Below are 24,193 nucleotides of genomic sequence, written 5' to 3'. Positions count from 1 at the left end.
GGGGAGATGGCCGGCAGGGCAGAGGGGGGTGCCTAGCGCGATGCTATCCCCTTCCCACCCCCCCGTTCCCTCCCACTATCTCAAAATGCCGCATGCCGAGAAAGGCCTCGCCGTCGGCCTGTTCGGCGGCTCGTTCAATCCGCCGCATGCCGGCCACGCGCTGGTCGCCGAGATTGCGCTCAGACGCCTGGCGCTCGACCAGCTGTGGTGGATGGTGACGCCGGGCAATCCGCTGAAGAACACCAGGGAATTGGCGCCGCTGGGCGAGCGGCTGCAGCTGTCGGAGCAGATCGCCAAGAACCCGAAGATCAAGGTCACCGCTTTCGAAGCCACCCATCATGTCCGCTACACCGCCGACACGCTGGCGCTGGTCAAGGCGCGCAATCCCGGTGTCGACTTCGTCTGGATCATGGGCGCCGACAGTTTGCGCGATTTCCATCGCTGGCAGCGCTGGCGCGAGATTGTCATGACTTTCCCGATCGCCGTCATCGACCGTCCGGGGGCGACGCTGTCGTTCCTGTCCTCGGTCGTCGCCAAGACCTTCGACTATGCCCGCGTCGACGAAGGCGATGCGCCGCGGCTTGCCCGCATGAAGGCGCCGGCCTGGACCTTCATCCACGGCCCGCGCTCGTCGCTGTCATCGAGCGCGATCCGCAAGCTGGCGAAGGGGTGAGCCCGCCCGTCCGCCCATGTCGCTTTTATCGCTCCCTTTGCCAGTTTCATGGGCAATCCTGAGCAGGCATGTCGATTCCCAGGAAAATCCGCAGCGAAGCCGAGCAGGGCGCCGAGCCCACACCGCTGATCGCGATTGCCAGCGTCATCGTGTCGATGGCGCTGATTGCCGTCGGCAACGGGCTGATGTTTGCCTATATCCCGGTCCGGCTCGGCGCCGAGGGTTTCGATCCGACCTGGGCCGGGCTGATCATCACCGGACTTTCGGCCGGCGGGCTCGCCGGCTGCATCCTGACCGGGCCGCTGGTGCGAAGGGTCGGCCATGCCCGTGCCTTCATGGTGTTGTCGGCGCTGATCGCACTGGCCAACGCCGCTGTCGGCGCCGGGGTCCATCCGCTGCTGTGGATAGCCGCCCGCGCGCTCTACGGCTTTGCCATCTGCGGCCTGTTCATCGTCGCGCAGAGTTGGCTGAACGACGCCGTTGCCAACGCCATCCGCGGCCGGGTGATGGCTTTCTTCTACGTCGCCTATGTCGCCGGGCTCGGCGTCGGCTACGCGACGCTGGCGCTGGTCGATATCAGGACAGCGGATGCGCCGCTGATCGGCATCGTCTTCACGGCGCTATCGATCCTCCCCGTCGGGATGACCAAACTTGCCCAGCCGCCGGCACCGCAGGCGGCCTCGGTGGCGCTGCGCCGGGCCTGGCGGGTTTCACCGGTCGGCGTCGCCGGCATGCTTGCGGTCGGCGGCCTGTCGATGTCGATTGCTGGCTTTGCGCCGATCCACGCCACGGCCAAGGGCTACAGCCAGGCCGATGTGGCGCTGCTGCTTTCGGCGATGCCTCTCGGCACGCTGATCCTGCAGATCCCGCTTGGCTGGATTTCCGACCGAACCGACCGTCGCTATGTGCTGATCGCCGCATCCGCGCTCGCCATGGTTGCCGGCCTGTTTGCGCTCGGGTTCGATGGCGGCGCGTTGGCCGCGTTGGTTGTGATCTATATCGTGTGGGACGGCGCCTCGGAATCGATCTATTCGCTGGCCAGCGCACATGCCGCCGACCGCGCCGGCAAGGACGACATGGTGGCGCTGTCCAGTTCGCTTTTGTTTGCCTGGTCGCTGTCGGGTTTCGTCGTGCCCGGCATCGTGACGGCGCTTTCAGCCGTCTTCGGAACGCAGGCTTTCATCTATGTGGCTGTTCTCATCGCCGCAGCCTTCTGCCTGTTCGTGCTTTTGCGCGTGTTCACGACGCGTGCGGTCCCGGTCGGTGAAACCGGCAGTTTCGCACCGATGACGGCGCAGGCGCCGTTGCCGGTTGAACTTGCCTTCGCACCGGACGATGAGGGCCGGCACTGAGCCAACCGCCTATTGTCGACGGGCTTCGGGTTGGGGCGCTTCCGGTGGCGGCAGCGGGATCGATATGCCTTCGCTATCGAATTCCTGTTTGGCGCGCTTGGTGAGATCGGTCTGGGTGGCGAAGAAGTCCGCCGACGAAGTCCAATAGCGCAAGGCAATCGAAACAGTGCTGTCGCCCAATGTCGAGACGAAAGCGATCGGTGCCGGCTCACGCTTGATCCGCCGCTCGGCCGCGGCAATGGCAAGCAAGGTCTTCTGCGCCCTGTCGATGTCGTTCCAGGAGCCGATGCTGAGTATGATGTCGCTGCGGCGTACGCCGTTGCGCGAAAAGTTGCGCACCGGCTGGTTCCATAGCGTCGAGTTGGGCGCCAATATGTAGACCCCGTCGGCGGTCCTGAGCTTGGTCGCGAACAGACCGATCTCCTCGATCGTGCCGGCGATCGAACCGACCTCGACGGATTCGCCGATGCGGAACGGCCGCAGCGCCAGAAGCATGATGCCGGCGGCGATGTTCTGCAGCGTGCCCTGCAACGCCAGGCCGATGGCGAGGCCAATGGCACCGATCGCGGCAATGATCGAGGCCGTCTGCACGCCGAACTGGCCGAGCACCATGATGGTGACGAGGATCAGGATGGCGTAGCGGACGATCTTCGAGAAGAAATGCCGCAACGTCGCGTCGAAACCATGGATATGGCCGAGACCAGCGAAGATCGAACGTTCGGCAAGACCGGCGACGATGTAGCCGACAATCAAGAGGATGACGGCACCGATGGCCGAGAAGGAGTACGAAACAATCAGCGTGCTCAGTTGGGCGAGGCCAGCCTGGACGCTGAGAAAAGCGTTTTGCGGGTCGATCGGCATGGGGGAAATCCGGTTGGTCGGTGAGCCGATAACCCATGCGGGCGGTGAGGGTTCCGATCTTTTCCGGCGTGCGGCGGAACCACAAGAGCGACAATACGTTCGTGCGAGGCAGGGTCCCGTCTTGAAACTGTCAGGGAACTCTGCCTATCTAAGTGGTGTCACCTGCTTCAAGGGGTGATTTGGTTGTTCTTGCTGCGAAAGGAAATACACTGAGAACAGCACTGCGGAAGAAGGCCGATATCATGCCTTCGCCGGCCAGGATCAGCGTAGACGACGCCGTGTCCCGCGCCATCAAGACAGTCCTTGCCAGTCTGGAAGACTCCAAGGCCGAAAACATTGTCTCCATCGACATCCAGGGGAAATCGAGCCTCGGCGACTACATGGTCGTCGCTTCGGGCCGATCGCACCGTCATGTCGCGGCTGTCGCCGATCATCTTCTCAAAGCGATCAAGGATGCCGGTCTCGGCACCGCGCGCGTCGAGGGGCTATCCGGCGCCGACTGGGTCCTGATCGATTCTGGCGACATCATCGTCCATGTCTTCCGCCCCGAAGTCCGCGAATTCTACAATCTCGAAAAGATGTGGCAGGCGCCGGACCTCGAGGAAGAAACGCTCCACTAAGTCGTTCGCGCGGCTTACAAGGCGAGGATGAAGATATCAGTTCATGCCGTGGGCCGGATGAAAGCCGGCCCCGAAAAGCTGCTGGCCGACCGCTATTTCGAGCGTTTCGCCAAGAGCGGCCCGGTAGTGGGGCTTGAATTTGGCGGCATTGCCGAGATTGCCGAGGGGCGCGGCCAGACCGCCAACGAGCGGCGGCGTGAGGAAGGCCAGAAACTGCAGACGCAGTTGCAGCCCGGAACCGCTTTGATCCTCCTTGACGAACGCGGCAAAAGCTTTTCCTCGGAAGATTTCGCCGGGCGCCTCGGCCTGTTGCGTGACGGTGGCCGCAAGGCGTTGGTCATCGCCATCGGCGGCGCCGACGGCCACGATCAGTCGCTGCGCGACCAGGCCGAACTGGTGATGTCGTTCGGATTGCTGACATGGCCGCATCAACTGGTGCGCGTGATGCTGGGAGAGCAGCTTTATCGTGTGGCCACCATCCTTTCGGGACATCCCTACCATCGCTCGTAAACCGGTGAATTGGTGCGACACACCCGGATTTCCGCCCCAATGCCGAGGCAAGATTGCATCGAGTGGGCGGTTTCGAACATGGTTGATTGTTCGTTAACGAAGCCACGCATAGAGTCGGGCTTCAATGTCTGAAGACAGCAAATCAAGAACGGGCTCCTGGCGCGCGCGCTGCGGCATCGCGGCGGCGGTACTTGTGCTGTCGCTGCATGCGGGGCGAGCGGAAAACACGCTCGACATGGCTCCCGATCCGGATCAGAGCCGGGCCGAATATGAACGGGTCTCGAAGGAGATCACGCTGTCGTCGGAACGATTGGCCAAACTCTCCGCCGACATCGCGACGATCAAGAAGGATCACGCCTCGATCACCGCCGCATTGATCCAGTCGGCGATGACCGAGCAGAAGCTCGGCCAGGACATCGAGGACATCGGCGCCCGGCTGGAAGGACTGAAGGGCCAGGAACAGAAGATCCGCGCCTCGCTGATGGCGCGGCGCGACGTTCTGGCCGAAGTGCTGGGCGCGTTGCAGCGCATGGGCCTCAACCCGCCGCCGGCGATCCTGGTCAAGCCCGAGGACGCGCTGTCGTCGGTGCGCAGCGCCATCCTGCTCGGCGCGGTGGTACCCGAACTGCGCCAGCAGACCGATAGCCTGCTGGCCGACCTTAAGGAACAGACCAGGATTACGGCGTCGATCGAGGCCGAACGGGCGCGGCTGACGGCGGCGGTCGGCGACCAGACGGCGGAAAAGAAGCGGCTCGGCATGCTGCTGGAGGCCAAGCAGAAGCTCGAAGCCGACACGCAAACGCAAATGGCCGCGGAAAAGCAGCGATCCGAAGCGCTGGCGGCCAAGGCCGGCAGCCTGAAAGAGTTGATCGCCTCGCTCGAAGCGCAGGCCGACAAGAACCGCAAGGCCGCCGATGCGGCCAAGGCCGCCGAGCAGAAGACGGCGGATCGCGACAACACATCTGCGCCGGCGGAATTGGCGTCGCTGCCGGTGCCGGAAGGCAACCAACTTGCCGCCGCGGCACCCTTTTCAGCCTTGCAAGGACAGATCGCGCTGCCGGTGACCGGCCGCATCAAACGGCGATACGGCGCCGATGACGGTAACGGCGCGGTGATGCTTGGCGACATGGTTGCGACACAATCGGGAGCCATCGTTACCGCGCCGGCGGATGGAAATGTGCTTTATGCGGGGCCGTTTCGCTCTTATGGTCAACTCTTGATCCTGAACGCAGGCGACGGCTATCATGTCGTTTTGGCGGGGATGAGCAGAATCAGCGTCGCGACCGGTCAATCAGTGCTTGCAGGAGAGCCGATCGGTGCGATGGGAGAGGCCCGGGTGGCGAGCACCTCGGTTTCGAAGAATGGAAATGCCACGCCGGAACTCTATGTCGAGTTCCGCAAGGATGGAAAACCCGTCGATCCGGCCCCATGGTGGGCGGACCGTTTTTCTGGAAGGACGTGAATAATGCGGAAACTGTCGCTTCTGTTTGCCGGTGCGCTGATGGGCGCGTCCGCCATGAGCCTGGTCTATGGCGCACCCGGCTCGGCGGCGAACGCTGCAGGGTCGGAGACCTACAAGCAACTGGCGATCTTCGGCGATATCTTCGAGCGGGTGCGGGCACAGTATGTGACACCGCCCGACGACAAGTCGCTGGTCGAGAACGCCATCAACGGCATGCTGGCCTCGCTTGACCCGCACTCCTCCTACATGAATGCCGAGCAGGCGCAGGATATGCGCGTCCAGACCAAGGGCGAGTTCGGCGGCCTCGGCATCGAAGTCACCATGGAGAACGATCTGGTCAAGGTGATCACGCCGATCGACGACACACCGGCCGCCAAGGCAGGCGTGCTGGCCGGCGACTACATCGCCAAGATCGATGGCGAAGAAGTTCGCGGCCTGACCCTCAACGATGCGGTCGACAAGATGCGCGGCCTGGTCAACACGCCGATCAAGCTGACCATCCTGCGCCAGGGCGCCGACAAGCCGATCGAACTGACGGTCGTGCGCGACATCATCAAGGTCAAGGCGGTCAAGTTCCGGGTCGAGAACGACATCGGCTACATGAAGATCACCTCCTTCACCGAAAAGACCTATGACGACCTCGAGAACGCCATCGACACCATCAAGAAGCAGATTCCCGACGACAAGCTGAAGGGCTACGTTCTGGATCTCCGCCTCAATCCGGGTGGCCTGCTCGATCAGGCGGTGAGCGTGTCCGATGCCTTCCTCAACCGCGGCGAGATCGTTTCGACGCGTGGCCGCGACCCCAAGGACGTCACCCGCTTCGACGCCAAGCCCAAGCAGGTCGACGACATCAACGGCAAGCCGATGATCGTCCTGGTCAATGGCGGTTCGGCCAGTGCCTCGGAAATCGTCGCCGGCGCGCTGCAGGACCTGCGCCGCGTCACGGTGGTCGGCACGCAGTCCTTCGGCAAGGGTTCGGTGCAGACCATCATTCCGCTCGGCGAGAATGGTGCGCTCAGGCTGACGACGGCGCTCTATTACACGCCGTCCGGCAAGTCGATCCAGGGCAAGGGCATCACGCCCGACATCAAGGTCGACCAGCCGCTGCCGCCGGAACTACAGGGCAGGGACCTGACGCGCGGCGAATCCGACCTCAAGGGCCATATCAAGGGCGCCGATGAGAGCACGACCGGTTCGGGCTCGGCAGCTTATGTGCCGCCGGATCCGAAAGACGATCTGCAGCTCATCTATGCCGAGCAGCTGCTGCGCGGCCAGAAGACCGATCCGGCCTTCCCGCCCAATCCGCAAAAGGCGGTTCTCAACCAGTAAGGATCTGGAGCGGCCGCGCGCCGCTCCATCTTTCTGTTTGAGCCTGATGGAAGCAATGCGATGCTGCCGGGACCGAAAGGTTCCGGCAGTTTGATTCGGGGGGTGAGGCAATGCTCCCGAGACATGGCGCGGGGTGCGCCGGGATTGATGAATTCGCGCATGTCCTTTCGAAGCGGCTTCGCCTTCGGAGCCATGCGCCCGGGGATTAGGCTTGGCTGACATCGGCAAGGACATCGAACGCCCGCTCGGACAGGCAGTCCGGCCGCCGCGCGCCGCCGGCAAGCTCAGCGGCGGTGCGATCATGGCGACCGTGGCCGTGCTGGCGGTGGCAGGCGTCTCCGGCGCGATCGCGCTCAGGGAAAAGCCGTTTCGAAAGCCGCAAGAGGTTGCCGTTTCAACACCGAAAGTGACCGCGGCCGCCGAGCCTGCCGCCGCGCCGCCTGCATTGGCCCCGGCGGCACCGAAGCCGGAGGCGCCGGTCAAATCAGGCGGGCCGCAGATCATCCATGTGCAGACGGAGGAGGGCGATGGGCCGCCCAAGGCAGCGATCGTCATTCGCGATCCGTCGACCATCGGCCAGAACCTGAAGATCGCGCACATTCCAGACAAGGCGCTGATCGAAGCCAGCGAGACCGGGCCTTTGCCGGTGCGCGCCGCCGATGGCAGGCGGCCGTTCGACGTCTATGCGCGGCCCTGGTCGGGCGGGCGCGGCGCACGGGTGGCGATCGTCATCGGCGGGCTTTCGGTTTCGCAGACCGGCACCCAGGCGGCCATCGCCAAGCTGCCGGCGGAAGTGACGCTGGCTTTCGCGCCGCAAGGCAACAGCATCGGCCGCTGGATGCAGGCAGCCAGGCAGAGCGGCCACGAGATCGTCATGCAGGTGCCGCTCGAACCGTTCGACTATCCCAAGGTCAATCCGGGACGCAACACGCTGACGGTGGCGGCGAGCGCGGATGAGAACCTGAAAAGCCTGCACTGGGCGCTGTCGCGGACGACCAACTACACCGGCGTCATGAACTATATGGGCGCCCGCTTTTCCGCCGACGCGGCGGCGATGGAGCCGTTCATCGCCGAGCTCGGCAAACGCGGCCTCGCCTATATCGATGACGGCTCGTCGGCTCGCAGCCTGGCGCCGGACCTGGCGCTCAGGGATGGCGTGCCCTTCGTCTCCGGCGACATGGCGATCGATGCCGTGCAGGATCGCGGCGAAATCCTGAAGAAGCTCGACAGCCTGGAGGCGACCGCGCGGGCCAAAGGCACTGCCGTCGGCATCGGTTCGGCCTTCGACCTGACGGTCGATACCGTGTCGTCCTGGGTGGTCGAAGCCAAGAAGCGCGGCATCGAGATCGTGCCGATTTCAGCGGTGGCCATTGACCCCCAAAAAGGCTAACAGCCGTCTTGATAATTCTACTCCGGCGGGCATCTGGCGACGTTTTCTGCGCTTCCGGTGCTCACGTACTTTAAGTACGCTCCGCTCCGGGTCTCGAAACCGCTCGCCACCTGCCTCACCGGAGCGAATTCTCAAAACGGCTGGACCCCATCACGCATGGCTAAAAAGATCGACCGCGAAACGCTGCCTTACCGTCCCTGTGTCGGGCTGATGATCCTCAATGCCCAGGGCCTGGTCTGGGTCGGGCACCGGATTGCCGAACCGGACAGCGAATTTGCCGGCACGACGCAGCTCTGGCAGATGCCGCAAGGCGGTATCGACAAGGGCGAGGAGCCGCTGCAGGCGGCCGAGCGCGAACTCTATGAGGAGACCGGCATGCGAGGCGTCTCGCTGCTGGCCGAGGCGCCGGACTGGATCAACTATGATTTGCCGGACCATCTCGTCGGCATCGCCTTCAAGGGCCGGTATCGCGGCCAGACGCAGAAATGGTTCGCCTTTCGCTTCCACGGCGACGTCAGCGAGATCCAGATCAACCCGCCGCCGGGTGGCCACACCGCCGAGTTCGACGAATGGGCATGGCGGCCTATGCAGGATTTGCCCGACTTGATCGTGCCGTTCAAGCGCCATGTCTATGAGGATGTGGTGGCGGCGTTCCGGCATCTGGTGCAATAGCCGCTATACAACAACCGCGGTTGCCGCGCCGGCCCGGCGGTCCTATTGATGTATCCACTACCACGCGAAGGGTCGCCATGAACGACGCCCCCCAAAAGCCGCCGCCAGAAGAGGTCACCGCCACAAGCGAAGTGGCGGCTGGGGCCATCCTCACCATCGATCTCGGTGCAATCCGTGAAAACTACCGGCGGCTGAAAGCGCGGTTGGGCGATGTTGCCTGCGCTGGTGTGCTCAAGGCGGACGGCTACGGCGTTGGCGCCGGCCAGGTCGGGGCGGCGCTGATGCGCGAAGGCTGCGATGTCTTCTTCGTTGCGCTTCTGGGCGAAGGCGTGGCCCTGCGCCGCTCGCTTGGTCCGGGCCCTGCCATTTTCGTGTTGAACGGCATTCCGTCCGGTGCTGAGACGGACGCCGTGGCAGCGGACGTTTGCGCCGTCATCAACAGCCCGGAACAATTGGCGGCCTGGCGTCTGGCGGCTCGCCGCGCCGGCCGAAAACTGCCGGCCGCGATCCAGGTCGACAGCGGCATGTCGCGGCTCGGCATGGCGCCCCGGGATGTGGAGCGCGTTGCCGCCGATCCGCAGGCCTTCGACGGCATCGACATCCGGTTCGTGATGAGTCATCTGGCCTGCGCCGACGAGCCGGAGAACCCGGCCAATGAGCGGCAGCGGCTGGCATTCGAGCGGCTGCGCAAGATGCTGCCGGAGGCGCCGGCATCGCTGACCAATTCCTCCGGCATCTTTCTTGGGGAGCGCTTTCACTACGATCTCGCCCGCCCGGGTGCCGCCCTCTACGGCATCAATCCGACGCCGGCCAAGCCCAATCCGATGCTGCCGGTGGTGCGGCTTCAGGCAAAGGTGGCACAGACGCGCAGCGTCGAAAAGGGCGCCGGCGTCGGCTATGGCCACACCTATCATGCGCAAGGCCCGCTCAGGCTGGCGACGATTTCGTTCGGCTACGCGGATGGCTGGCAACGCCGCGCCGCGTCCGCCGCTTGGTTCGAGGGGGTGCGGCTGCCTTTCCTCGGGCGGGTGTCGATGGATTCGATCATTCTCGACATTTCCGCCCTGCCGGCCGGCAGGCTGCGCGAGGGTGATCTCGTCGAACTGCTCGGTCCCTCGCAAAGTGTCGACGACGCTGCCGGCCATGCCGGCACCATCGGCTACGAGATTCTGACCAGCCTCGGCTCGCGCTTCCATCGGCGCTATGTCGGCGGTTGAGCGGTTTGGCCACGCTTGACAAGCGGACGCCTGTCGGCAAGGCTCCTTGCATGAGCAACCCAGCTTATATCAGAACCTTGTTCAGGGTCTGCCCGATCGCGGGATCGTAGCCCCGGCGCGGTCGCCTTTTGGCGTTCGTCCGAACCGGGGCATTTCTACCTGACATCATCAACTCGAGCCAGACAGCTTCGCGGCTGCCGGCTTTTCATCAAGCCACCGTTTGTGCGGGGGCAGGCGCGCGTCTGTTCGATGCGCCAACTCATGAGGTTTGCCATGCAACATGCAACAGGATTGCGTCCACCGAGCCGGGTCAGCGATGCCGACCACCACAGGCTCACGGGCCTGGCGCGGGCGTCGCTCGACCGCGTGCCCGAGACGGCCGAAGAACTGCTTTCAGAGATGGACCGTGCCGTCGTGACGGCAGCGGCTTTCATGCCGGCCAACGTGGTGCGGATGGGTTCGACAGTGACAATCCGCAACGATGGCGGCCACACTCAGCGCATCACGCTGGTCTATCCCGGCGAAGCAGACATCAGTGAAAACAGGATCTCGGTGCTGACGCCGATGGGGACGGCGCTTATCGGCGCGTCGATCGGGCAGACAGTGTGCTGGAGCAGCCGTGGCGGCCGGGAACTGTCGGCGACCATTGAAGCGGTCGATGCGCCGGCCTGCGGGCGGGAAGGGTCCTGATCATGGAGACGGCGATGACAGGCGCGAATTTCCGGCTGACGACAAAGGACTTCGCCGTCCTCGAGATCATGTTGGAGCGTCGGCGGGCTTTCGCGGATCCGATTGTTCCAATGCTTGAAGACAAGCTTTCCAAAGCCGAGGTCGTCGCGATCGATTCGGTCGGATCCGATATCGTGACGCTGAACAGCAGGCTGGTGTTTCGTGTCGATGCCGGCCCTGCCCAGACCCGGACCCTGGTGCAGAACGAGGTGCGCGGTCCGGTCGGCTCCAGCCTGTCGATCATGACAAGGCGAGGGCTTTGCATGCTCGGCATGGCCGAGGGTCAGACTGCATGGATCGAACAGGCCGACGGCAGGCGGGAGTCGGTCCTGATCGCGACCGTGCTCTACCAGCCGGAGGCCGCGCGGCGTGCCGTCAGGGAGAGATCCCAAGCCGAGGCGCGACGGCCGCATGGGCTCACCCTCGTCTACAGCGCCGCAGCCGATTGGCGGCCCCTTGGCGAGCGGGCCGGAATGCGGCAGACAGGGGATGACGACCCCGGTCCCACGGCGGCGTGAACAGGCAACACTGCACGATCCCGAAAGTCGGCATCGATTTTCGCCGGGGATCGTGCGCAAATCGGAATGCGGCCGCGTCCAGGCGTCCTCAAGGACGTGCGGCGGCAAGGAGTGAACGATGAAGATCATGGTGCTGGGCGGCGGCGTCATCGGAGTGACCACGGCGTACTTTCTTGCCGAGGCCGGCCACGAGGTGACGGTTCTCGACCGCCAGAAAGGCCCGGCGCTGGAAACCAGCTTCGCCAATGCCGGCGAGATTTCGCCCGGCTACGCCTCGCCCTGGGCCGGACCCGGCATTCCGCTGAAGGCGATCAAATGGCTGCTGATGAAGCATGGCCCGCTGGTGGTGCGGCCGGCCTTCGATCCGCATATGTGGACATGGCTGATCAAGATGCTGCGCAACTGCACGGCCGAGCGCTATGCGATCAACAAGGCGCGCATGGTTCCGCTCGCCGAATACAGCCGCGACACGCTGAAGGCGCTGCGCGAAGCGACCGGCATTGCCTATGACGAGCGTACCCAGGGCACGCTGCAATTGTTCCGTACGCAAAAGCAGCTCGACGGCACCGGCGGCGATGTCGAGGTGCTGAAGAAGTATGGCGTGCCTTACGAGATCCTCGACCAGGACGGTTGCATCGCGGCTGAGCCTGGCCTTGCCGGGGTGCGCGAAAAGTTCGTCGGCGGCCTCAGGCTGCCGCACGACGAGACCGGCGACTGCAAGATGTTCACCGACAGGCTGGCCGAACTCTGTGTGGCCCGCGGCGTCAAGTTCGAATACGACGTGACGATCTGGCGCGTCATCCGCAGCCGCAACCGCATCGCCAATCTCAGCACCAGCAAAGGCTGGAAGACCGCCGACGCCTATGTGATGGCGCTGGGCAGTTATTCGGCAGGGTTCATGCGCAGGGTGAAGCGGCCGATCCCTGTCTATCCGGTCAAGGGCTATTCGATCACCGTGCCGATCAAGGATGCCGCCGCGGCACCGGTGTCGACGGTGATGGACGAGACCTACAAGGTGGCGATCACCCGGCTCGGCGACCGCATCCGGGTTGGCGGTACGGCCGAGATTTCCGGCTTCGACCTTCGGCTGCACGAATCGCGGCGGCGCACGCTGGAACACTCGGTCGGCGATCTCTTTCCGGGCGCCGGCGCGATGCGGGACGCGACGTTCTGGTGCGGGCTGCGGCCGATGACGCCGGATGGTCCGCCGCTGATCGGCCGCACCGAGCTCTCCAATCTCTATCTCAACACCGGCCACGGCACGCTTGGCTGGACCATGGCCTGCGGCTCGGGCAAGGTTCTGGCCGACATCATCTCCAGCCGGGTGCCCGACATCGACGTTCGTGACCTCGCGCAGGAGCGCTATCTACGATAGAGGGTCAGAACGCCTGCCGGACCCAGTCCTCGTCGAAAAGCAGCCGGTAAGCCCACGGGATCGTTACATTGGTGGCGACCGGATTGGAGTGGGCGACATAGTCGTCATAGATCGGCTTCATCCTGGCGTAGAAGGCCGGATCGAGCACCATCATGCCGTTCTCACTGTCGTGGAAGAAGCTGCGGTTGTTGAGATTGACCGACGAGATGGCGACCAACCTTTCGTCGATCATCATGATCTTGGAATGCAGCACCACGTCAGGCGCCTTGAACTCGCGGATGTTGATGCGGTCGCCATATTTCTCGACGAACAGCTTATTGAGCGCGGTGAGAAACTTGCCGCCGATATCGCCCTTGAGATCGATACGGCCGACAATGTCGATCCTGACGCCGCGGGCGAGCGCCCGGTCAACAGCCTGGGCAAGCTTGGGCGTCAGGTTGAGGTAGGGATTGACGATCTGGATATGGTGCTGGGCGGCGTCGACCAGCTCGACGAAATAGTCCTCCAGCGCATGGCCATCCTCGTAAGGCACCGAAATGAAGTGCCGCGCCGTGCCTGACGGGCGGGCGCCGGCGGACCGGACCGGAATGGAGAAGGGACGCGCCAGATTGGTGTCGGCGTCGCGCAGCCACACCGTCGAAAGATGCGCGGCGAGCGTTTCGACCGTGGCCGGATCGGCGAATTCGATGTCGAAGTCGCTCCAGTTCGAATAGTAGTTCAGCGAGAACCCGTCGGTCTTGCCGTATTGCTCAAGGTCTGGATAGCGCGACAGATCGATCGGCTGGTGGAACAGGAAGCCGTCATGGATGTTGCGGCCGCCGATGATGGCGCGCGAGCGCCCGGGATCGTCGGCAAGCGTCGCCAGCATCTTGACGTGATGGACCTTGTGCAGTTGTGAGATCTGCTCGTCGATCGGCGCGCCCCGGTCCGCCCGCCAGCGATATTCCTGCAATTCGACATTGGGGAATTCGGCGGCCAGCCGGTGCAGCATGGCGTCGTCCTTGTCGCGCTCCAGCACGTCGGTGACCATGATGCGCACCTTGGTGCCGAGGGCCGCATGATGACGGATCAGCCGTTCGATGATGCGGCCGGAGAAGTCGGCCTTGAACTCCAGCGACGACAGATAGATCAGCTTCAGTTTTGGGGCCTGGGAAAAGTCGAGCGGCAGCTCCGGGTCGCCCTTGTCGATGGCGCTGTCGGATAGCGGCGCTCCCATCAGCGCTTCGACCTTGGCGTTGAAGCCGTCGCGCGACTTGCGCAGCAGACGCGGCTTTCCGATCGGCAAGGCACAGGTCTGCGAGAGCCAGCGGCTGGCATAGAAGGCCCGGCTGAGAGGATCGAGACCGGTTGGGTCTGGCATCGGGCAACGCTCGTAGCGGCTGTCGAAGGCGGCGAGAGCCGGATCGGCGGTCTCTTCGCGCTGGATGGTGAGCGGCGCGCCGGCCGGGGCAAGGCTGGAGCGGATCCTTGCCGTGCAGCGGTTCAGGCTCTCGCTTGGAAACAGGCTGACCGTGTCGTCCTCGCCGGCCAGGCGAAAGCGGAATGCCGTGCCCGTGGCGATGGTGCGTGAACCGACGCCGGCACGGATTGCCAGCGTGCCGTCGCAGGCGCCCTCGATCTCGGCCGGTTGCTTGCCGGCCTGGCGCAGCACGATCTCGACGCTGCGTGCCTGCAGGCCGGAGAAATCGAAGACCCTGGGCACTGAGGGCCGCGCCGCCGCATCGATGTAGAGCGTTTGCCGCGACACCCGCCAGCGTCCTTCGAAATGACCCTCGCCGCTGCCGGCGCCGGCTGGCGGCAGATGCATTTCTGCGACCGGCCCGGCCAGTTGTTGCAGTCTCCGGTAGGTCTCCTGGAAATCGCCGTTGTGGATCTCATGGCGGTCATGGCCGAAAGGGCCGGTGCCGTTGGCGCGGTCCATGGCGCCAAGCTGATGGCGGGCGAGCAGCGCCAGAAAGCGTTTTTCGTAGTCGCTGGTGCCGGCGTCACCGAAAAACTGTGCGGCGGCGATCCGCGGCCCAGCTGTCTCGGCGGAGCGCGCGGGTCGCGCGCAAGCGCTCTGACCTTGCAGGAGATCGCAGGCATTGCGGCCAGCGACGGCACAGCCGGCAAGGACAGCCAGCCCGAACAGAGCGATGGCGATGGATGCGTGACCCTTCACCCGGCCGCTCCGGTCTTCAGGGCGCTCAATTGCGCGGGATCGCGCGGCGGCATGAAGCCCTGCGGGAAGACCTTGCAGACGGGAATGGCGAAGGTGGCGATCAACAGTTCGGCCTCGCCGCGCATCTTGCGTGGCGTTGTCTTGTCGTCGCGGATCGCTTTCGCCGAGGCGACCAGGGCGCCGTCGCAGTCGCAATGGTTGTGGCGGGCGATGTAGCAGGCGTCATGCGCCTGGCAGGCCGCATCGAGGCGGTCGGCCGGCCGGGCCGATAGATCGCCGGTGCGGGTGCCAGGGCCGCAATAATTGCCGAAGACGAAAGGCGAAGGCCGCGCCATGGCGTAGCGGATCGGCTTGGGCAGTTCGGCTTCCGGGACCTTCGTCCACGGATTGGCGCAAGCGGAAACGAAAAGCAGCGGCAGGATGGCAAGAACGGCTCGCATGTCTATCCGCGCCAGCTTTCTGAAAGTGTCCCTGCGCGCGGCGTCCGCCCACAGCCGGCGACCGCACGCCTGATGCCACACTGGCCGGTTTTGTGGCAAGGAAAAGGCGGCACGGCTAAAGCGCATCGCGTTTGATCGGATTCATGCGATGCGCTTTAGCGTCTTTGTTTTATGCATGTCGTTCTCTCAAAACCGAGATCGCTTTTGGGCGACATGCATCAGACAAACAGGTTTCGCTCCCGCTCCACCACCTTGGTTATAAAGCTGGCGACGATCTGGACGCGGCGCAGCGGCCTGACCGATTCGTGATAGACCAGCCAGTAGGCACGGCGGATCGGCGCGACCACATCGACGGATACCAATTCCGGCATCGAGCGGGCGACGAAGGTGTGCAGGATGCCGATGCCGGCGCCCGAGCGCACCGCTTCGGCCTGGCCGAGCGCCGAGGAGATGGCGAAGCTGGTGCGCCAATCGCCGCTGAATTCGGCCGCGTAGTCGAGCGAGGGGCTGACGATGAGGTCGGGCACGTAGCCGATGAGCGTGTGCTGGCCGAGCTCGGCGGCGGTTTTGGGCAAGCCATGCGCTTCGACATAGGTGCGCGAGGCAAACAGGCCGAGCGAGTAGTCGACCAGCTTTCCTGCCACCAGCCGACCTTCGGTCGGCCGCTCGACGGTGATGGCGATGTCGGCCTCGCGACGCGACAGCGAAAAGGAGCGCGGCACCGGCACAAGCTGGATCGTCAGTTCGCGGTGCAGGGCGGTCAGTTCGCCGAGGCGCTTGGCCAGGAAGGCGACACCAAAACCGTCGGGCGCGCCGATGCGCACTGTGCCGGAGACATCATCGCCTTCGCCGGATACGGTAGAGCGCGCGGCGATCATGTCGCCTTCCATGCGCTCGGCAATGTCGAGAAAGCGCTCGCCGGCCGGGGTCAGCTCGCTGCCGGTGGTCAGCCGACGAAACAGCTTTGTCCGCAGCGCATCCTCGAGTGCGGCGATGCGGCGCGAGACGGTGGCGTGGTTGAGCTCCAGCCGCTTGGCGGCGCCAAGGATCTGGCCGGCGCGGGCTACGGCGAGGAAGATGCGGACGTCATCCCAGTTCATGGGGATGGTCCGATCTAATGACGAGCGTCGCGTTTCCGCCCACCCCCCTCTGTCCTGCCGGACATCTCCCCCGCAAGGGGGGAGATTGGCAGCTCCGCTGACAGAGCCTCTTTTGCGGAGCTGAAGATTTGCGAAAGCGACCGCTACATCCGATCTCCCCCCTTGCGGGGGAGATGTCCGGCAGGACAGAGGGGGGTGTGACGAAGCTCAACCTTGAGAAATCCTGTAAAGACGGGCGCACCCTATCATTTGCGGCAATTGATGCACAGGTGCCTCTCGTTATCTATTTTCCGCACAACGGTTGCGTTCTCCGTCGCGTTGCCATCCGCCGGCCAAAGGCGGACAATGCAGCATCACAAACAAGGGAGAGAAATCATGATCGACTATGGTCATTTCATCGGCGGCAAGCATGTCGCCGGGACCAGCGGCCGCAAGCAGGATGTCATGCAGCCGATGGACGGCTCCGTGCGCGGCACGGTGGCGCTGGCCTCGCAGGCGGAACTGCGCGCGGCGGTCGAGAATGCCAAGGCAGCGCAGCCGAAATGGGCCGCGACCAACCCGCAGCGCCGCGTGCGCGTGCTGATGAAGTTTCTCGAACTGGTCGCCCGCGACTATGACGAACTGGCCGACATCCTGGCGCGTGAGCATGGCAAGACGATCGCCGACGCCAAGGGCGACATCCAGCGCGGCCTCGAAGTGGTCGAAGTCTGCATCGGCGCGCCGCATATGATGAAGGGCGAATTCACCGACGGCGCCGGCCCCGGCATCGACGTCTATTCGATGCGCCAGCCGCTCGGCGTCGTCGCCGGCATCACGCCGTTCAATTTCCCGGCGATGATCCCGCTGTGGAAGATCGCGCCGGCCATCGCCTGCGGCAACGCCTTCATCCTGAAGCCTTCGGAGCGCGATCCCGGCGTGCCGATGCGCATTGCCGAACTGTTCCTCGAAGCCGGCCTGCCGGCAGGCATCCTCAATGTCGTCAATGGCGACAAGGACGTGGTCGACGCCATCCTCGACGATCCTGACATCAAGGCCATCGGCTTTGTCGGCTCGACGCCGATCGCCCATTACATCTATTCGCGCGGCACGGCCGCCGGCAAACGCGTGCAGTGCTTCGGCGGTGCCAAGAACCACATGATCATCATGCCCGATGCCGACATGGACCAGACTGTCGATGCGCTGATCGGCGCCGGCTACGGCTCGGCCGGCGAGCGCTGCATGGCGATCTCGGTGGCCGTGCCTGTCGGCAACGATACCGCCAACCGGCTGATGGAAAAACTGATCCCGCGTGTCGAGAGCCTGAAGGTCGGTCCTTCGACCGACTCTTCCGCCGATTTCGGCCCGCTGGTGACGGCGCAGGCATTGGAACGCGTTAAGGGCTACGTGGATACCGGCGTCAAGGAAGGCGCCAAGCTGGTCGTCGACGGCCGCGGCTTCTCCATGCAGGGTTATGAAGACGGCTACTATATGGGTGGCTGCCTGTTCGACAACGTGACCGCCGATATGCGCATCTACAAGGAAGAGATCTTTGGGCCGGTGCTCTCTGTTGTGCGCGCGCCGACCTATGAGAGCGCGATCAAACTCGCCAACGATCACGAGATGGGCAATGGCGTCGCCATCTTCACCCGTGACGGCGATGCCGCGCGCGACTTTGCAAGCCGTGTCCAGGTCGGCATGGTCGGCATCAACGTGCCGATCCCGGTGCCGATCGCCTACTACACCTTCGGCGGCTGGAAGGCATCTTCCTTCGGCGATCTCAACCAGCACGGCCCGGACGCGTTCCGCTTCTACACCAAGACCAAGACGGTGACCTCGCGCTGGCCGTCCGGCATCAAGGACGGTGCCGAATTCGTCATCCCGACGATGAACTGAGCCGGACGACTTCTTGGTTGCGCGTCCTCGCCTTCGGCTGCGGTCGCGCGGGCGGGCATCAAGGATGGTGCCGAATTCGTCATCCCGACGATGAACTGACCGGACAACAAATTGGTTTGGATTCAAGGCCTGGGCGCTCGCGCCCGGGCGTTTTTTTTGCAATCCGGTGGCGACCCTATCCGCTTGAACGCTAATGTGATGGAACCAAGTAGGCATCTGCCGTCTTGGTTTGCAGTCCTGCCGCAAGGAGGTACGGCAGATCAAGCAACGGCGCTGGCGACAGCTTCGGGGATATCGTCTGGCGCAAGGAGGTGTCAGATGACCCGTCTTGTGGCAACGCTATTTTTCGCGGCGGTTTCCGCGTTTCCGGCCGCCCCGGCGATGGCAGAGCAATGCGCGGCCCGTACGGATATGATCAAAGCGCTCGGGGAAAAATTCCACGAAAGCGAAGCGGCGCGCGGCCTGGTCAACCCAAGCCTGATTCTTGAGATATTCGTCTCCGACCAGGGCACCTGGACAATTCTTGCCACCGACACGCGTGGTCAGAGCTGCGTCATCACGGCAGGCGAAGGCTGGGACGGTTCGTTGATGGCGGCGGCTGCCTTGCCCGGGACTTGACCCGAGCTTCGAGGAAGCGCCGGCGACGAAAGCGCAGCGGATATGAAAGGACGTTCAGCGCGTAGCGGCCGTCTCGGCGTGGCCGCGGAGCAGCGCCATCAGGCGTTTGGCGTCCTTGGCCGCGGCCTCCTCGTCGCCGGCAAGGATCGAGCGGATCAGCGCGACATGGTGCTCGGCGGATTCGGCTAGACCGGTCTCGGCCTTGTAGCGGAACCAGAAGCGTCGGCTGTGGGTCTGCAAGGGGGCGGCCAGACGGGCGGCGAAGGGATTGTCGGCAGCCAGCGCCAGCGCTTCGTCGAGTGCCTTGTCGGCCTGGATGAAGGCAAGCACATTGCCCGAGATCACCGCCTTCTGCATGGCAAGCGCTGCTTCGTGAAACAGGTCGGCGGCTTCGCGGGTGACGAAGCGGGCGGCCGAGCGGGCGAGCACCACCTCGACGCCGCGACGTGCATCGAGGACGCGCAACCAGTCGCCGGGATGGAGCGGGGCGACGGCGATGCCGGCGCGCGGCCTGACGTCGAGCAGCCCTTCCCAGGCCAGTCGCTGGATAGCCTCGCGCACCGGTGTCCTGCCAAGCCCGAGTCTATCGATCAGGGCGCCCTCGGTGACGAAGCTTGCCGGGGCCAGTTCGAGCGTGACGATCATGTGCTCGAGCACATGGTAGGCCCTGGTCGCGGCCGGCTCCGCCGAGGTGTTTGCTGCCATGGATATCAAATGAGCTCTCCTGATATATCTTGAATATATCACAACGGAATCCGCATTGACAGCGGGTTTGTTAATAGATATACCGCTGATATATCAGATGGAGAGATGATCATGTGGACCGGAGTTTTTCCCGCCGTCACGACCAAATTCACCGCGGATGATCGTCTCGATCATGCCGAGATGGAGCGCTGCTTCAGCCTGCAGATGGAGGCCGGCTGCGACGGCATCATCGTCTGCGGATCGCTCGGCGAGGGGCCGATGCTGTCGCCCGACGAGAAGATCGAGGTGCTGAAGACCGCACAGAAGGTCGCCGGCAAGAAGCCGGTGCTGCTGACCGTCAACGAGGCCGGCACACGCGAGGCGGCCAGTATCGCCAAGCGCGCCGCCAAAGAAGGCGCCAATGGCCTTATGGTCGTGCCGAGCCCGATCTACCACACCAATGCGGAAGAGACGGTCGCGGCCCTGCGCGCGGTCGCCGAGGCGGGCGACCTGCCGGTCATGATCTACTCCAACCGGCTTGCCTACCGGGTCGACGTCAGCGTCGACCAGATGGAGGAGCTGGCGTCGGACAAACGCTTTGTCGCGATCAAGGAATCCTCCGACGACATCCGTCGCTCGACCGAGATCATCAATCGCCTGGGCAGCCGCTACGACCTGTTCACCGGCGTCGACAATCTGGCCTTCGAGGCGCTGTCGGTCGGCGCCATCGGCTGGGTCGCGGGACTGGTCACAGCCTTCCCGCGCGAGACCGTCGCCATATTCCAGCTGATGAAGCAGGGCCGCCGCGAGGAGGCGCTCGCCATCTACCGCTGGTTCCGGCCGCTGCTCGATCTCGACGTCTCGACCTATCTGGTCCAAAACATCAAGCTTGCCGAAGTGTTCGCGATCAACACAAATGACCGCGTTCGCATGCCGCGCCAGCCGCTGTCTGGAGAGCGCCGCAAGGCTGTCGAGAAGATCGTCAAGGATGCGCTCGCCGTGCGGCCGACACTGCCGCAGTTCTGAGCTGGTATGAAGCGAGCGGGGCGGAGACTGGGACATGCATGCAGGGGTGACGTACAAAGATGAATAGCGATGTTCCAATCGACATCGCCATCATCGGTGGCGGCATCATCGGCATCTGTGCCGCTGCGTCTCTCGCCGAGGCCGGACGCAGGGTCACCGTCTTCGACCGCACAGGCATCTGCGAGGAGACGAGCTCCGGCAATGCCGCCGCCTTCGCCTTCTCCGACGTGCTGCCGCTGGCCCACAAGGGCATGATCCGGCAGCTGCCGAAATGGCTGGCCGATCCGCTTGGCCCGCTCAGCATTCCGCCCGCCTATCTGCCGAGGCTTCTGCCCTGGCTAATCCGCTTCTGGCGCGCCGGGGCGCCCGGGAAATACGAGGCGAGCCTTGCCGCTCAGGCGGGCATGATGAAGCTCGCCGAGGCGGAGTGGATGGGCTTGCTCGATCGCTCCGGCACGCGGTCGATGCTGCGCGAGGACGGTTCACTGGAGCTCTATGAAAGCGAAGCCGAATTTCAGGCCGGGCTGCCCGGCTGGGCGGCGCGTGAGCGTTTCGGCATCGGTTTCCGCCATGTCGAGGGCGAGGAACTGGCCGCCTTGCAGCCGGGGCTGTCGCCGCGCTTCATCAAAGGCACGTTCGTGCCGGGATGGAAGACGGTCGCCGACCCGAAACTGCTGGGCAAGGCGGTGTGGGCCTATGCGCAGGCCAAGGGCGCCCGCTTTGAGCTGGCCCGGATCAGCGAAGTCGCGGCGGATCAGGATGGTGCGACGCTGACGTTGGCAGACGGCACCACAAGGCAGGCGCGACAACTTGTCGTCGCCGCCGGCGCATGGTCGCATCTGCTGGCGCGGCAGCTCAGCGATCGCATTCCGCTGGAGACCGAGCGCGGCTACAACACCACGTTGCCGACGAGTGCCTTCGACGTGAAGCGGATGCTGATCTTCTCCGGCCATGGTTTCGTCGTCACGCCGCTCGAAACGGGCCTGCGTGTCGGTGGCGCCGTTGAACTCGGCGGCATCGAGCGGCCGCCCAATTATGCCAGGTCGAAAGCGCTGCTGCGGAAGGCACAGAAATTCTTGCCGGGGCTCGATCCCTCGGGTGGGCGCGAATGGATGGGGTTCCGCCCCTCGCTGCCGGATTCAGTGCCCGTCATCGGCGGCGCGCCGGGAAAGCGGTCGGTGGTCTATGCCTTCGGCCATGGCCATCTCGGCCTGACCCAGGCGGCGGCCACCGGACGGTTGATCAGGGATCTTGTCCTGGGGCAGACTCCACTGATCGATCTGGCCCCCTTCAGTCCGCAACGATTTTGATTTTTCGGGTTTTTGATTTTCGAGGAGCGTCATGGCCAAGAAATCCTTCTTCTGCATAGACGGCCATACCTGCGGCAATCCGGTGCGGCTGGTCGCCGGCGGCGGCCCGCTGCTGCAGGGCGCGACGATGATGGAGCGGCGTGCGCATTTTCTGGCCGAGTATGACTGGATCCGCACCGGGCTGATGTTCGAGCCGCGCGGCCACGACGTGATGTCCGGCTCGATCCTCTATCCGCCGACGCGCGAGGATTGCGACATCGCCATCCTGTTCATCGAAACCTCCGGCTGCCTGCCGATGTGCGGTCATGGCACCATCGGCACGGTCACGATGGCCATCGAGCACGGTCTGATCAAGCCGAAGACGCCGGGCGTGCTTCGGCTCGACACGCCGGCCGGCCTTGTCATCGCCGAATACAAACAGGTCGGCGACTATGTCGAGGAGGTGCGCATCACCAATGTGCCGTCCTTCCTCCATGCCGAGGGACTGACGGTCGAATGCCCTGGGCTCGGCGAAATCACCGTCGATGTCGCCTATGGCGGCAACTTCTACGCCATCGTCGAGCCGCAGGAGAACTATCGCGACATGGCCGATTATTCGGCGGGCGACTTCATCGCCTGGAGCCCGGTGGTGCGCCAGCGGCTCAACGAGAAATATTCCTTCGTCCATCCCGAGAACCCTGGCATCAACCGGCTGTCGCACATGCTGTGGACCGGTGCGCCGACGGTGGATGGCGCGGATGCCCGCAATGCCGTGTTCTACGGCGACAAGGCGATCGACCGCTCGCCCTGCGGCACCGGCACCTCGGCGCGCATGGCGCAGCTTCATGCCAAGGGCAAACTCAAGGCCGGCGACAGCTTCGTCCATGAATCGATCATCGGTTCGCTGTTCAAGGGCAAGGTTGAAAAGGATGTCACCGTGGCCGGCAAGCCGGCCATCATTCCCTCGATCGGCGGCTGGGCGCGGATGACCGGACTGAACACCATCTTCATCGACGACCGCGACCCGTTCGCTCACGGATTCGTTGTCAAGTGATGGGGATCCTGACCTTGCGGAAAGCAACGGCTTGAAAAATGGATTGTGCAAAAAACGCAAGGATTCCTTTCATCACCTAATTTTGACGGTGATTTCTTCGAAACCGAGCGCATGATGCGGTCGAATCGTCAAAGACATTGCGTTATGCCAATGATAGGGTCCGCGATAGTCCAGGGGCTGGATGATGGCAAACGGGCAATCGGACAGCGTGCTTCGAAAACACGCATGACGATTGAAAAATGACGTTGCAATCCGGGCTCGAAACTTTACGACTAGGGGAAATACGAAAAGGAATGCGTCTGCATGGGCGACATTCCAGGGGAGCCATGTACACATGCAGTATTTTGTCCAGCAGCTTATCAACGGGCTGACGCTGGGATCGATCTATGGGCTGATCGCGATCGGCTACACGATGGTCTACGGCATCATCGGCATGATCAATTTCGCCCATGGCGACATCTTCATGGTGGGTGCCTTCACGGCACTGATCGTCTTCCTCGCCCTTGGCGCGCTGTTCTATTCGGTGCCGGTTGTGCTGGCGCTGCTGATCATGATGATCGTGGCGATGCTGCTCACCAGCCTCTATAACTGGACGATCGAAAAGGTCGCCTACCGGCCGTTGCGCGGTTCGTTCCGACTGGCCCCGCTGATCACTGCCATCGGCATGTCGATCGCGCTGTCGAACTTCGTCCAGGTGACGCAGGGTCCACGCAACAAGCCGATCCCGCCGATGGTCAGCCAGGTTTACAACATCAACGGCATCAGCGTGTCGCTGAAGCAGATCATCATTGTCGTCGTCACGGCGCTGCTGCTGGCGCTGTTCTGGTATCTGGTCAACAAGACCTCGCTCGGGCGAGCGCAACGGGCCTGTGAGCAGGACCGCAAGATGGCGGCGCTGCTCGGCATCGATGTCGACCGTACCATCTCGATCACCTTCATCATGGGTGCGGCCCTTGCTGCGGTCGCCGGCACTTTGTTCCTGATGTATTACGGCGTCATTGCCTTCTCGGATGGCTTCACGCCGGGCGTGAAGGCCTTCACGGCGGCGGTGCTGGGCGGCATTGGTTCGCTGCCTGGGGCGGTGGTCGGCGGGCTGATGATCGGCTTCATCGAGAGCATGTGGTCGGCCTATTTCTCGATCGACTACAAGGACGTCGCGGCGTTCTCGATCCTGGCCATCGTGCTGATCTTCCTGCCTTCCGGCATATTGGGCCGGCCAGAAGTCGAAAAGGTCTGAG

At 63.9% G+C, this 24,193-nt stretch carries 23 protein-coding genes; 18 read left to right on the top strand and 5 right to left on the bottom strand.

The window, feature by feature from the left end; genetic code table 11:
• Positions 1–40: 40 nt before the first annotated feature.
• The gene (locus EOA13_RS24540; RefSeq protein WP_164780297.1) at positions 41–673 is read left to right on the top strand and encodes a nicotinate-nucleotide adenylyltransferase; all 633 of its coding nucleotides are present in this window, start codon (positions 41–43) and stop codon (positions 671–673) included.
• Between the two features lie 68 nt (positions 674–741).
• Positions 742–2,025 (top strand): MFS transporter, encoded by a 1,284-nt coding sequence (locus tag EOA13_RS24535; protein ID WP_127296241.1) that lies wholly within the window; start codon positions 742–744, stop codon positions 2,023–2,025.
• 9 nt (positions 2,026–2,034) lie between these two features.
• On the opposite strand, the gene EOA13_RS24530 is transcribed toward EOA13_RS24535, so the two are convergent.
• The gene (locus EOA13_RS24530) at positions 2,035–2,886 is read right to left on the bottom strand and encodes a mechanosensitive ion channel domain-containing protein (protein WP_127296240.1); all 852 of its coding nucleotides are present in this window, start codon (positions 2,884–2,886) and stop codon (positions 2,035–2,037) included.
• A gap of 242 nt (positions 2,887–3,128) precedes the next feature.
• Here EOA13_RS24530 and rsfS point away from each other — a divergent pair, with 242 nt between their 5' ends.
• The 10 genes from rsfS (at position 3,129) to EOA13_RS24480 (ending at position 12,711) form a co-directional block, all read left to right on the top strand.
• Positions 3,129–3,506, top strand: coding sequence for a ribosome silencing factor (gene rsfS, locus EOA13_RS24525; protein WP_013529073.1), 378 nt, complete (start codon positions 3,129–3,131; stop codon positions 3,504–3,506).
• 27 nt (positions 3,507–3,533) lie between these two features.
• Positions 3,534–4,016 carry a 23S rRNA (pseudouridine(1915)-N(3))-methyltransferase RlmH gene (rlmH, locus tag EOA13_RS24520; protein ID WP_023811784.1) on the top strand — a complete coding sequence of 161 codons (483 nt, stop codon included), beginning with the start codon at positions 3,534–3,536 and terminating at the stop codon, positions 4,014–4,016.
• 124 nt (positions 4,017–4,140) lie between these two features.
• Complete coding sequence (locus EOA13_RS24515; protein WP_127296239.1) at positions 4,141–5,478, top strand: murein hydrolase activator EnvC; 1,338 nt, start codon at positions 4,141–4,143, stop codon at positions 5,476–5,478.
• Positions 5,479–6,810, top strand: coding sequence for a S41 family peptidase (locus EOA13_RS24510; RefSeq protein ID WP_023811786.1), 1,332 nt, complete (start codon positions 5,479–5,481; stop codon positions 6,808–6,810).
• 211 nt (positions 6,811–7,021) lie between these two features.
• Complete coding sequence (locus tag EOA13_RS24505; RefSeq protein ID WP_127296238.1) at positions 7,022–8,200, top strand: divergent polysaccharide deacetylase family protein; 1,179 nt, start codon at positions 7,022–7,024, stop codon at positions 8,198–8,200.
• A 156-nt stretch (positions 8,201–8,356) separates the two neighbouring features.
• Entirely contained in the window at positions 8,357–8,872 is a 516-nt protein-coding gene (locus EOA13_RS24500) for an RNA pyrophosphohydrolase (RefSeq protein ID WP_127296237.1), read from the top strand.
• A 77-nt stretch (positions 8,873–8,949) separates the two neighbouring features.
• Positions 8,950–10,089, top strand: a complete 1,140-nt coding sequence (gene alr / locus EOA13_RS24495) for an alanine racemase (RefSeq protein WP_127296236.1) — start codon at positions 8,950–8,952, stop codon at positions 10,087–10,089.
• Positions 10,090–10,362: 273 nt separating this feature from the next.
• Positions 10,363–10,779, top strand: a complete 417-nt coding sequence (gene rnk / locus EOA13_RS24490) for a nucleoside diphosphate kinase regulator (RefSeq protein ID WP_127296235.1) — start codon at positions 10,363–10,365, stop codon at positions 10,777–10,779.
• A gap of 14 nt (positions 10,780–10,793) precedes the next feature.
• Positions 10,794–11,336: a nucleoside-diphosphate kinase gene (locus tag EOA13_RS24485; protein WP_245490470.1), complete on the top strand. Its 543-nt coding sequence runs from the start codon at positions 10,794–10,796 to the stop codon at positions 11,334–11,336.
• 118 nt (positions 11,337–11,454) lie between these two features.
• Positions 11,455–12,711, top strand: coding sequence for a D-amino acid dehydrogenase (locus EOA13_RS24480; protein ID WP_024502886.1), 1,257 nt, complete (start codon positions 11,455–11,457; stop codon positions 12,709–12,711).
• A 4-nt stretch (positions 12,712–12,715) separates the two neighbouring features.
• Here EOA13_RS24480 and EOA13_RS24475 read toward each other — a convergent pair whose 3' ends face one another.
• The 3 genes from EOA13_RS24475 to EOA13_RS24465 all read right to left on the bottom strand — a co-directional run bounded on the left by EOA13_RS24475 (position 12,716) and on the right by EOA13_RS24465 (position 16,412).
• Positions 12,716–14,872, bottom strand: a complete 2,157-nt coding sequence (locus EOA13_RS24475) for a phosphatidylserine/phosphatidylglycerophosphate/cardiolipin synthase family protein (RefSeq protein ID WP_127296233.1) — start codon at positions 14,870–14,872, stop codon at positions 12,716–12,718.
• Positions 14,869–15,312: a hypothetical protein gene (locus EOA13_RS24470; protein ID WP_127296232.1), complete on the bottom strand. Its 444-nt coding sequence runs from the start codon at positions 15,310–15,312 to the stop codon at positions 14,869–14,871. Before EOA13_RS24470 ends, EOA13_RS24475 begins: the two co-directional genes overlap by 4 nt.
• A gap of 218 nt (positions 15,313–15,530) precedes the next feature.
• Positions 15,531–16,412, bottom strand: a complete 882-nt coding sequence (locus EOA13_RS24465) for a LysR family transcriptional regulator (RefSeq protein WP_127296231.1) — start codon at positions 16,410–16,412, stop codon at positions 15,531–15,533.
• A 375-nt stretch (positions 16,413–16,787) separates the two neighbouring features.
• On the opposite strand from EOA13_RS24465, the gene EOA13_RS24455 reads away from it, so the two are divergent.
• Both EOA13_RS24455 and EOA13_RS24450 read left to right on the top strand, forming a co-directional pair.
• Positions 16,788–18,284: a CoA-acylating methylmalonate-semialdehyde dehydrogenase gene (locus EOA13_RS24455; protein ID WP_023811796.1), complete on the top strand. Its 1,497-nt coding sequence runs from the start codon at positions 16,788–16,790 to the stop codon at positions 18,282–18,284.
• Between the two features lie 318 nt (positions 18,285–18,602).
• A complete protein-coding gene (locus tag EOA13_RS24450) occupies positions 18,603–18,902 on the top strand; it encodes a hypothetical protein (protein ID WP_127296230.1) in 300 nt (99 codons plus the stop codon).
• Between the two features lie 54 nt (positions 18,903–18,956).
• Here EOA13_RS24450 and EOA13_RS24445 read toward each other — a convergent pair whose 3' ends face one another.
• On the bottom strand, positions 18,957–19,607 hold the full coding sequence (locus EOA13_RS24445) for a GntR family transcriptional regulator (RefSeq protein ID WP_164780300.1): 651 nt from the start codon (positions 19,605–19,607) through the stop codon (positions 18,957–18,959).
• A gap of 111 nt (positions 19,608–19,718) precedes the next feature.
• Between EOA13_RS24445 and EOA13_RS24440 the strand changes: the two genes are divergently transcribed.
• The 4 genes from EOA13_RS24440 (at position 19,719) to EOA13_RS24425 (ending at position 24,192) form a co-directional block, all read left to right on the top strand.
• Positions 19,719–20,612 carry a dihydrodipicolinate synthase family protein gene (locus EOA13_RS24440; RefSeq protein WP_127296228.1) on the top strand — a complete coding sequence of 298 codons (894 nt, stop codon included), beginning with the start codon at positions 19,719–19,721 and terminating at the stop codon, positions 20,610–20,612.
• Positions 20,613–20,671: 59 nt separating this feature from the next.
• Entirely contained in the window at positions 20,672–21,922 is a 1,251-nt protein-coding gene (locus EOA13_RS24435; protein WP_164780295.1) for an FAD-binding oxidoreductase, read from the top strand.
• A 31-nt stretch (positions 21,923–21,953) separates the two neighbouring features.
• Positions 21,954–22,955, top strand: coding sequence for a 4-hydroxyproline epimerase (locus EOA13_RS24430; RefSeq protein WP_127296227.1), 1,002 nt, complete (start codon positions 21,954–21,956; stop codon positions 22,953–22,955).
• A gap of 334 nt (positions 22,956–23,289) precedes the next feature.
• Complete coding sequence (locus tag EOA13_RS24425) at positions 23,290–24,192, top strand: branched-chain amino acid ABC transporter permease (protein ID WP_013529092.1); 903 nt, start codon at positions 23,290–23,292, stop codon at positions 24,190–24,192.
• Position 24,193: the final 1 nt, after the last annotated feature.

Origin of the sequence: Mesorhizobium sp. M7A.F.Ca.US.011.01.1.1 (assembly GCF_003998295.1) — a bacterium.
Lineage (GTDB): Bacteria > Pseudomonadota > Alphaproteobacteria > Rhizobiales > Rhizobiaceae > Mesorhizobium.
This window is presented reverse-complemented; position numbering and strand designations above follow the sequence as displayed.

Excerpts from the sequence above, each read along its gene's own strand:
- EOA13_RS24530 (WP_127296240.1), bottom strand. The coding sequence starts at position 2,886 with ATGCCGATCGACCCGCAAAACGCTTTTCTCAGCGTCCAGGCTGGCCTC.
- EOA13_RS24540 (WP_164780297.1), top strand. The coding sequence starts at position 41 with ATGCTATCCCCTTCCCACCCCCCCGTTCCCTCCCACTATCTCAAAATG.
- EOA13_RS24450 (WP_127296230.1), top strand. The coding sequence starts at position 18,603 with ATGACCCGTCTTGTGGCAACGCTATTTTTCGCGGCGGTTTCCGCGTTT.
- rnk (WP_127296235.1), top strand. The coding sequence starts at position 10,363 with ATGCAACATGCAACAGGATTGCGTCCACCGAGCCGGGTCAGCGATGCC.
- alr (WP_127296236.1), top strand. The coding sequence starts at position 8,950 with ATGAACGACGCCCCCCAAAAGCCGCCGCCAGAAGAGGTCACCGCCACA.
- EOA13_RS24440 (WP_127296228.1), top strand. The coding sequence starts at position 19,719 with ATGTGGACCGGAGTTTTTCCCGCCGTCACGACCAAATTCACCGCGGAT.
- EOA13_RS24425 (WP_013529092.1), top strand. The coding sequence starts at position 23,290 with ATGCAGTATTTTGTCCAGCAGCTTATCAACGGGCTGACGCTGGGATCG.
- EOA13_RS24435 (WP_164780295.1), top strand. The coding sequence starts at position 20,672 with ATGAATAGCGATGTTCCAATCGACATCGCCATCATCGGTGGCGGCATC.
- rsfS (WP_013529073.1), top strand. The coding sequence starts at position 3,129 with ATGCCTTCGCCGGCCAGGATCAGCGTAGACGACGCCGTGTCCCGCGCC.
- EOA13_RS24465 (WP_127296231.1), bottom strand. The coding sequence starts at position 16,412 with ATGAACTGGGATGACGTCCGCATCTTCCTCGCCGTAGCCCGCGCCGGC.
- EOA13_RS24485 (WP_245490470.1), top strand. The coding sequence starts at position 10,794 with ATGACAGGCGCGAATTTCCGGCTGACGACAAAGGACTTCGCCGTCCTC.
- EOA13_RS24535 (WP_127296241.1), top strand. The coding sequence starts at position 742 with ATGTCGATTCCCAGGAAAATCCGCAGCGAAGCCGAGCAGGGCGCCGAG.
- EOA13_RS24470 (WP_127296232.1), bottom strand. The coding sequence starts at position 15,312 with ATGCGAGCCGTTCTTGCCATCCTGCCGCTGCTTTTCGTTTCCGCTTGC.
- EOA13_RS24500 (WP_127296237.1), top strand. The coding sequence starts at position 8,357 with ATGGCTAAAAAGATCGACCGCGAAACGCTGCCTTACCGTCCCTGTGTC.
- EOA13_RS24430 (WP_127296227.1), top strand. The coding sequence starts at position 21,954 with ATGGCCAAGAAATCCTTCTTCTGCATAGACGGCCATACCTGCGGCAAT.
- EOA13_RS24455 (WP_023811796.1), top strand. The coding sequence starts at position 16,788 with ATGATCGACTATGGTCATTTCATCGGCGGCAAGCATGTCGCCGGGACC.
- EOA13_RS24480 (WP_024502886.1), top strand. The coding sequence starts at position 11,455 with ATGAAGATCATGGTGCTGGGCGGCGGCGTCATCGGAGTGACCACGGCG.
- EOA13_RS24445 (WP_164780300.1), bottom strand. The coding sequence starts at position 19,607 with ATGGCAGCAAACACCTCGGCGGAGCCGGCCGCGACCAGGGCCTACCAT.
- rlmH (WP_023811784.1), top strand. The coding sequence starts at position 3,534 with ATGAAGATATCAGTTCATGCCGTGGGCCGGATGAAAGCCGGCCCCGAA.
- EOA13_RS24515 (WP_127296239.1), top strand. The coding sequence starts at position 4,141 with ATGTCTGAAGACAGCAAATCAAGAACGGGCTCCTGGCGCGCGCGCTGC.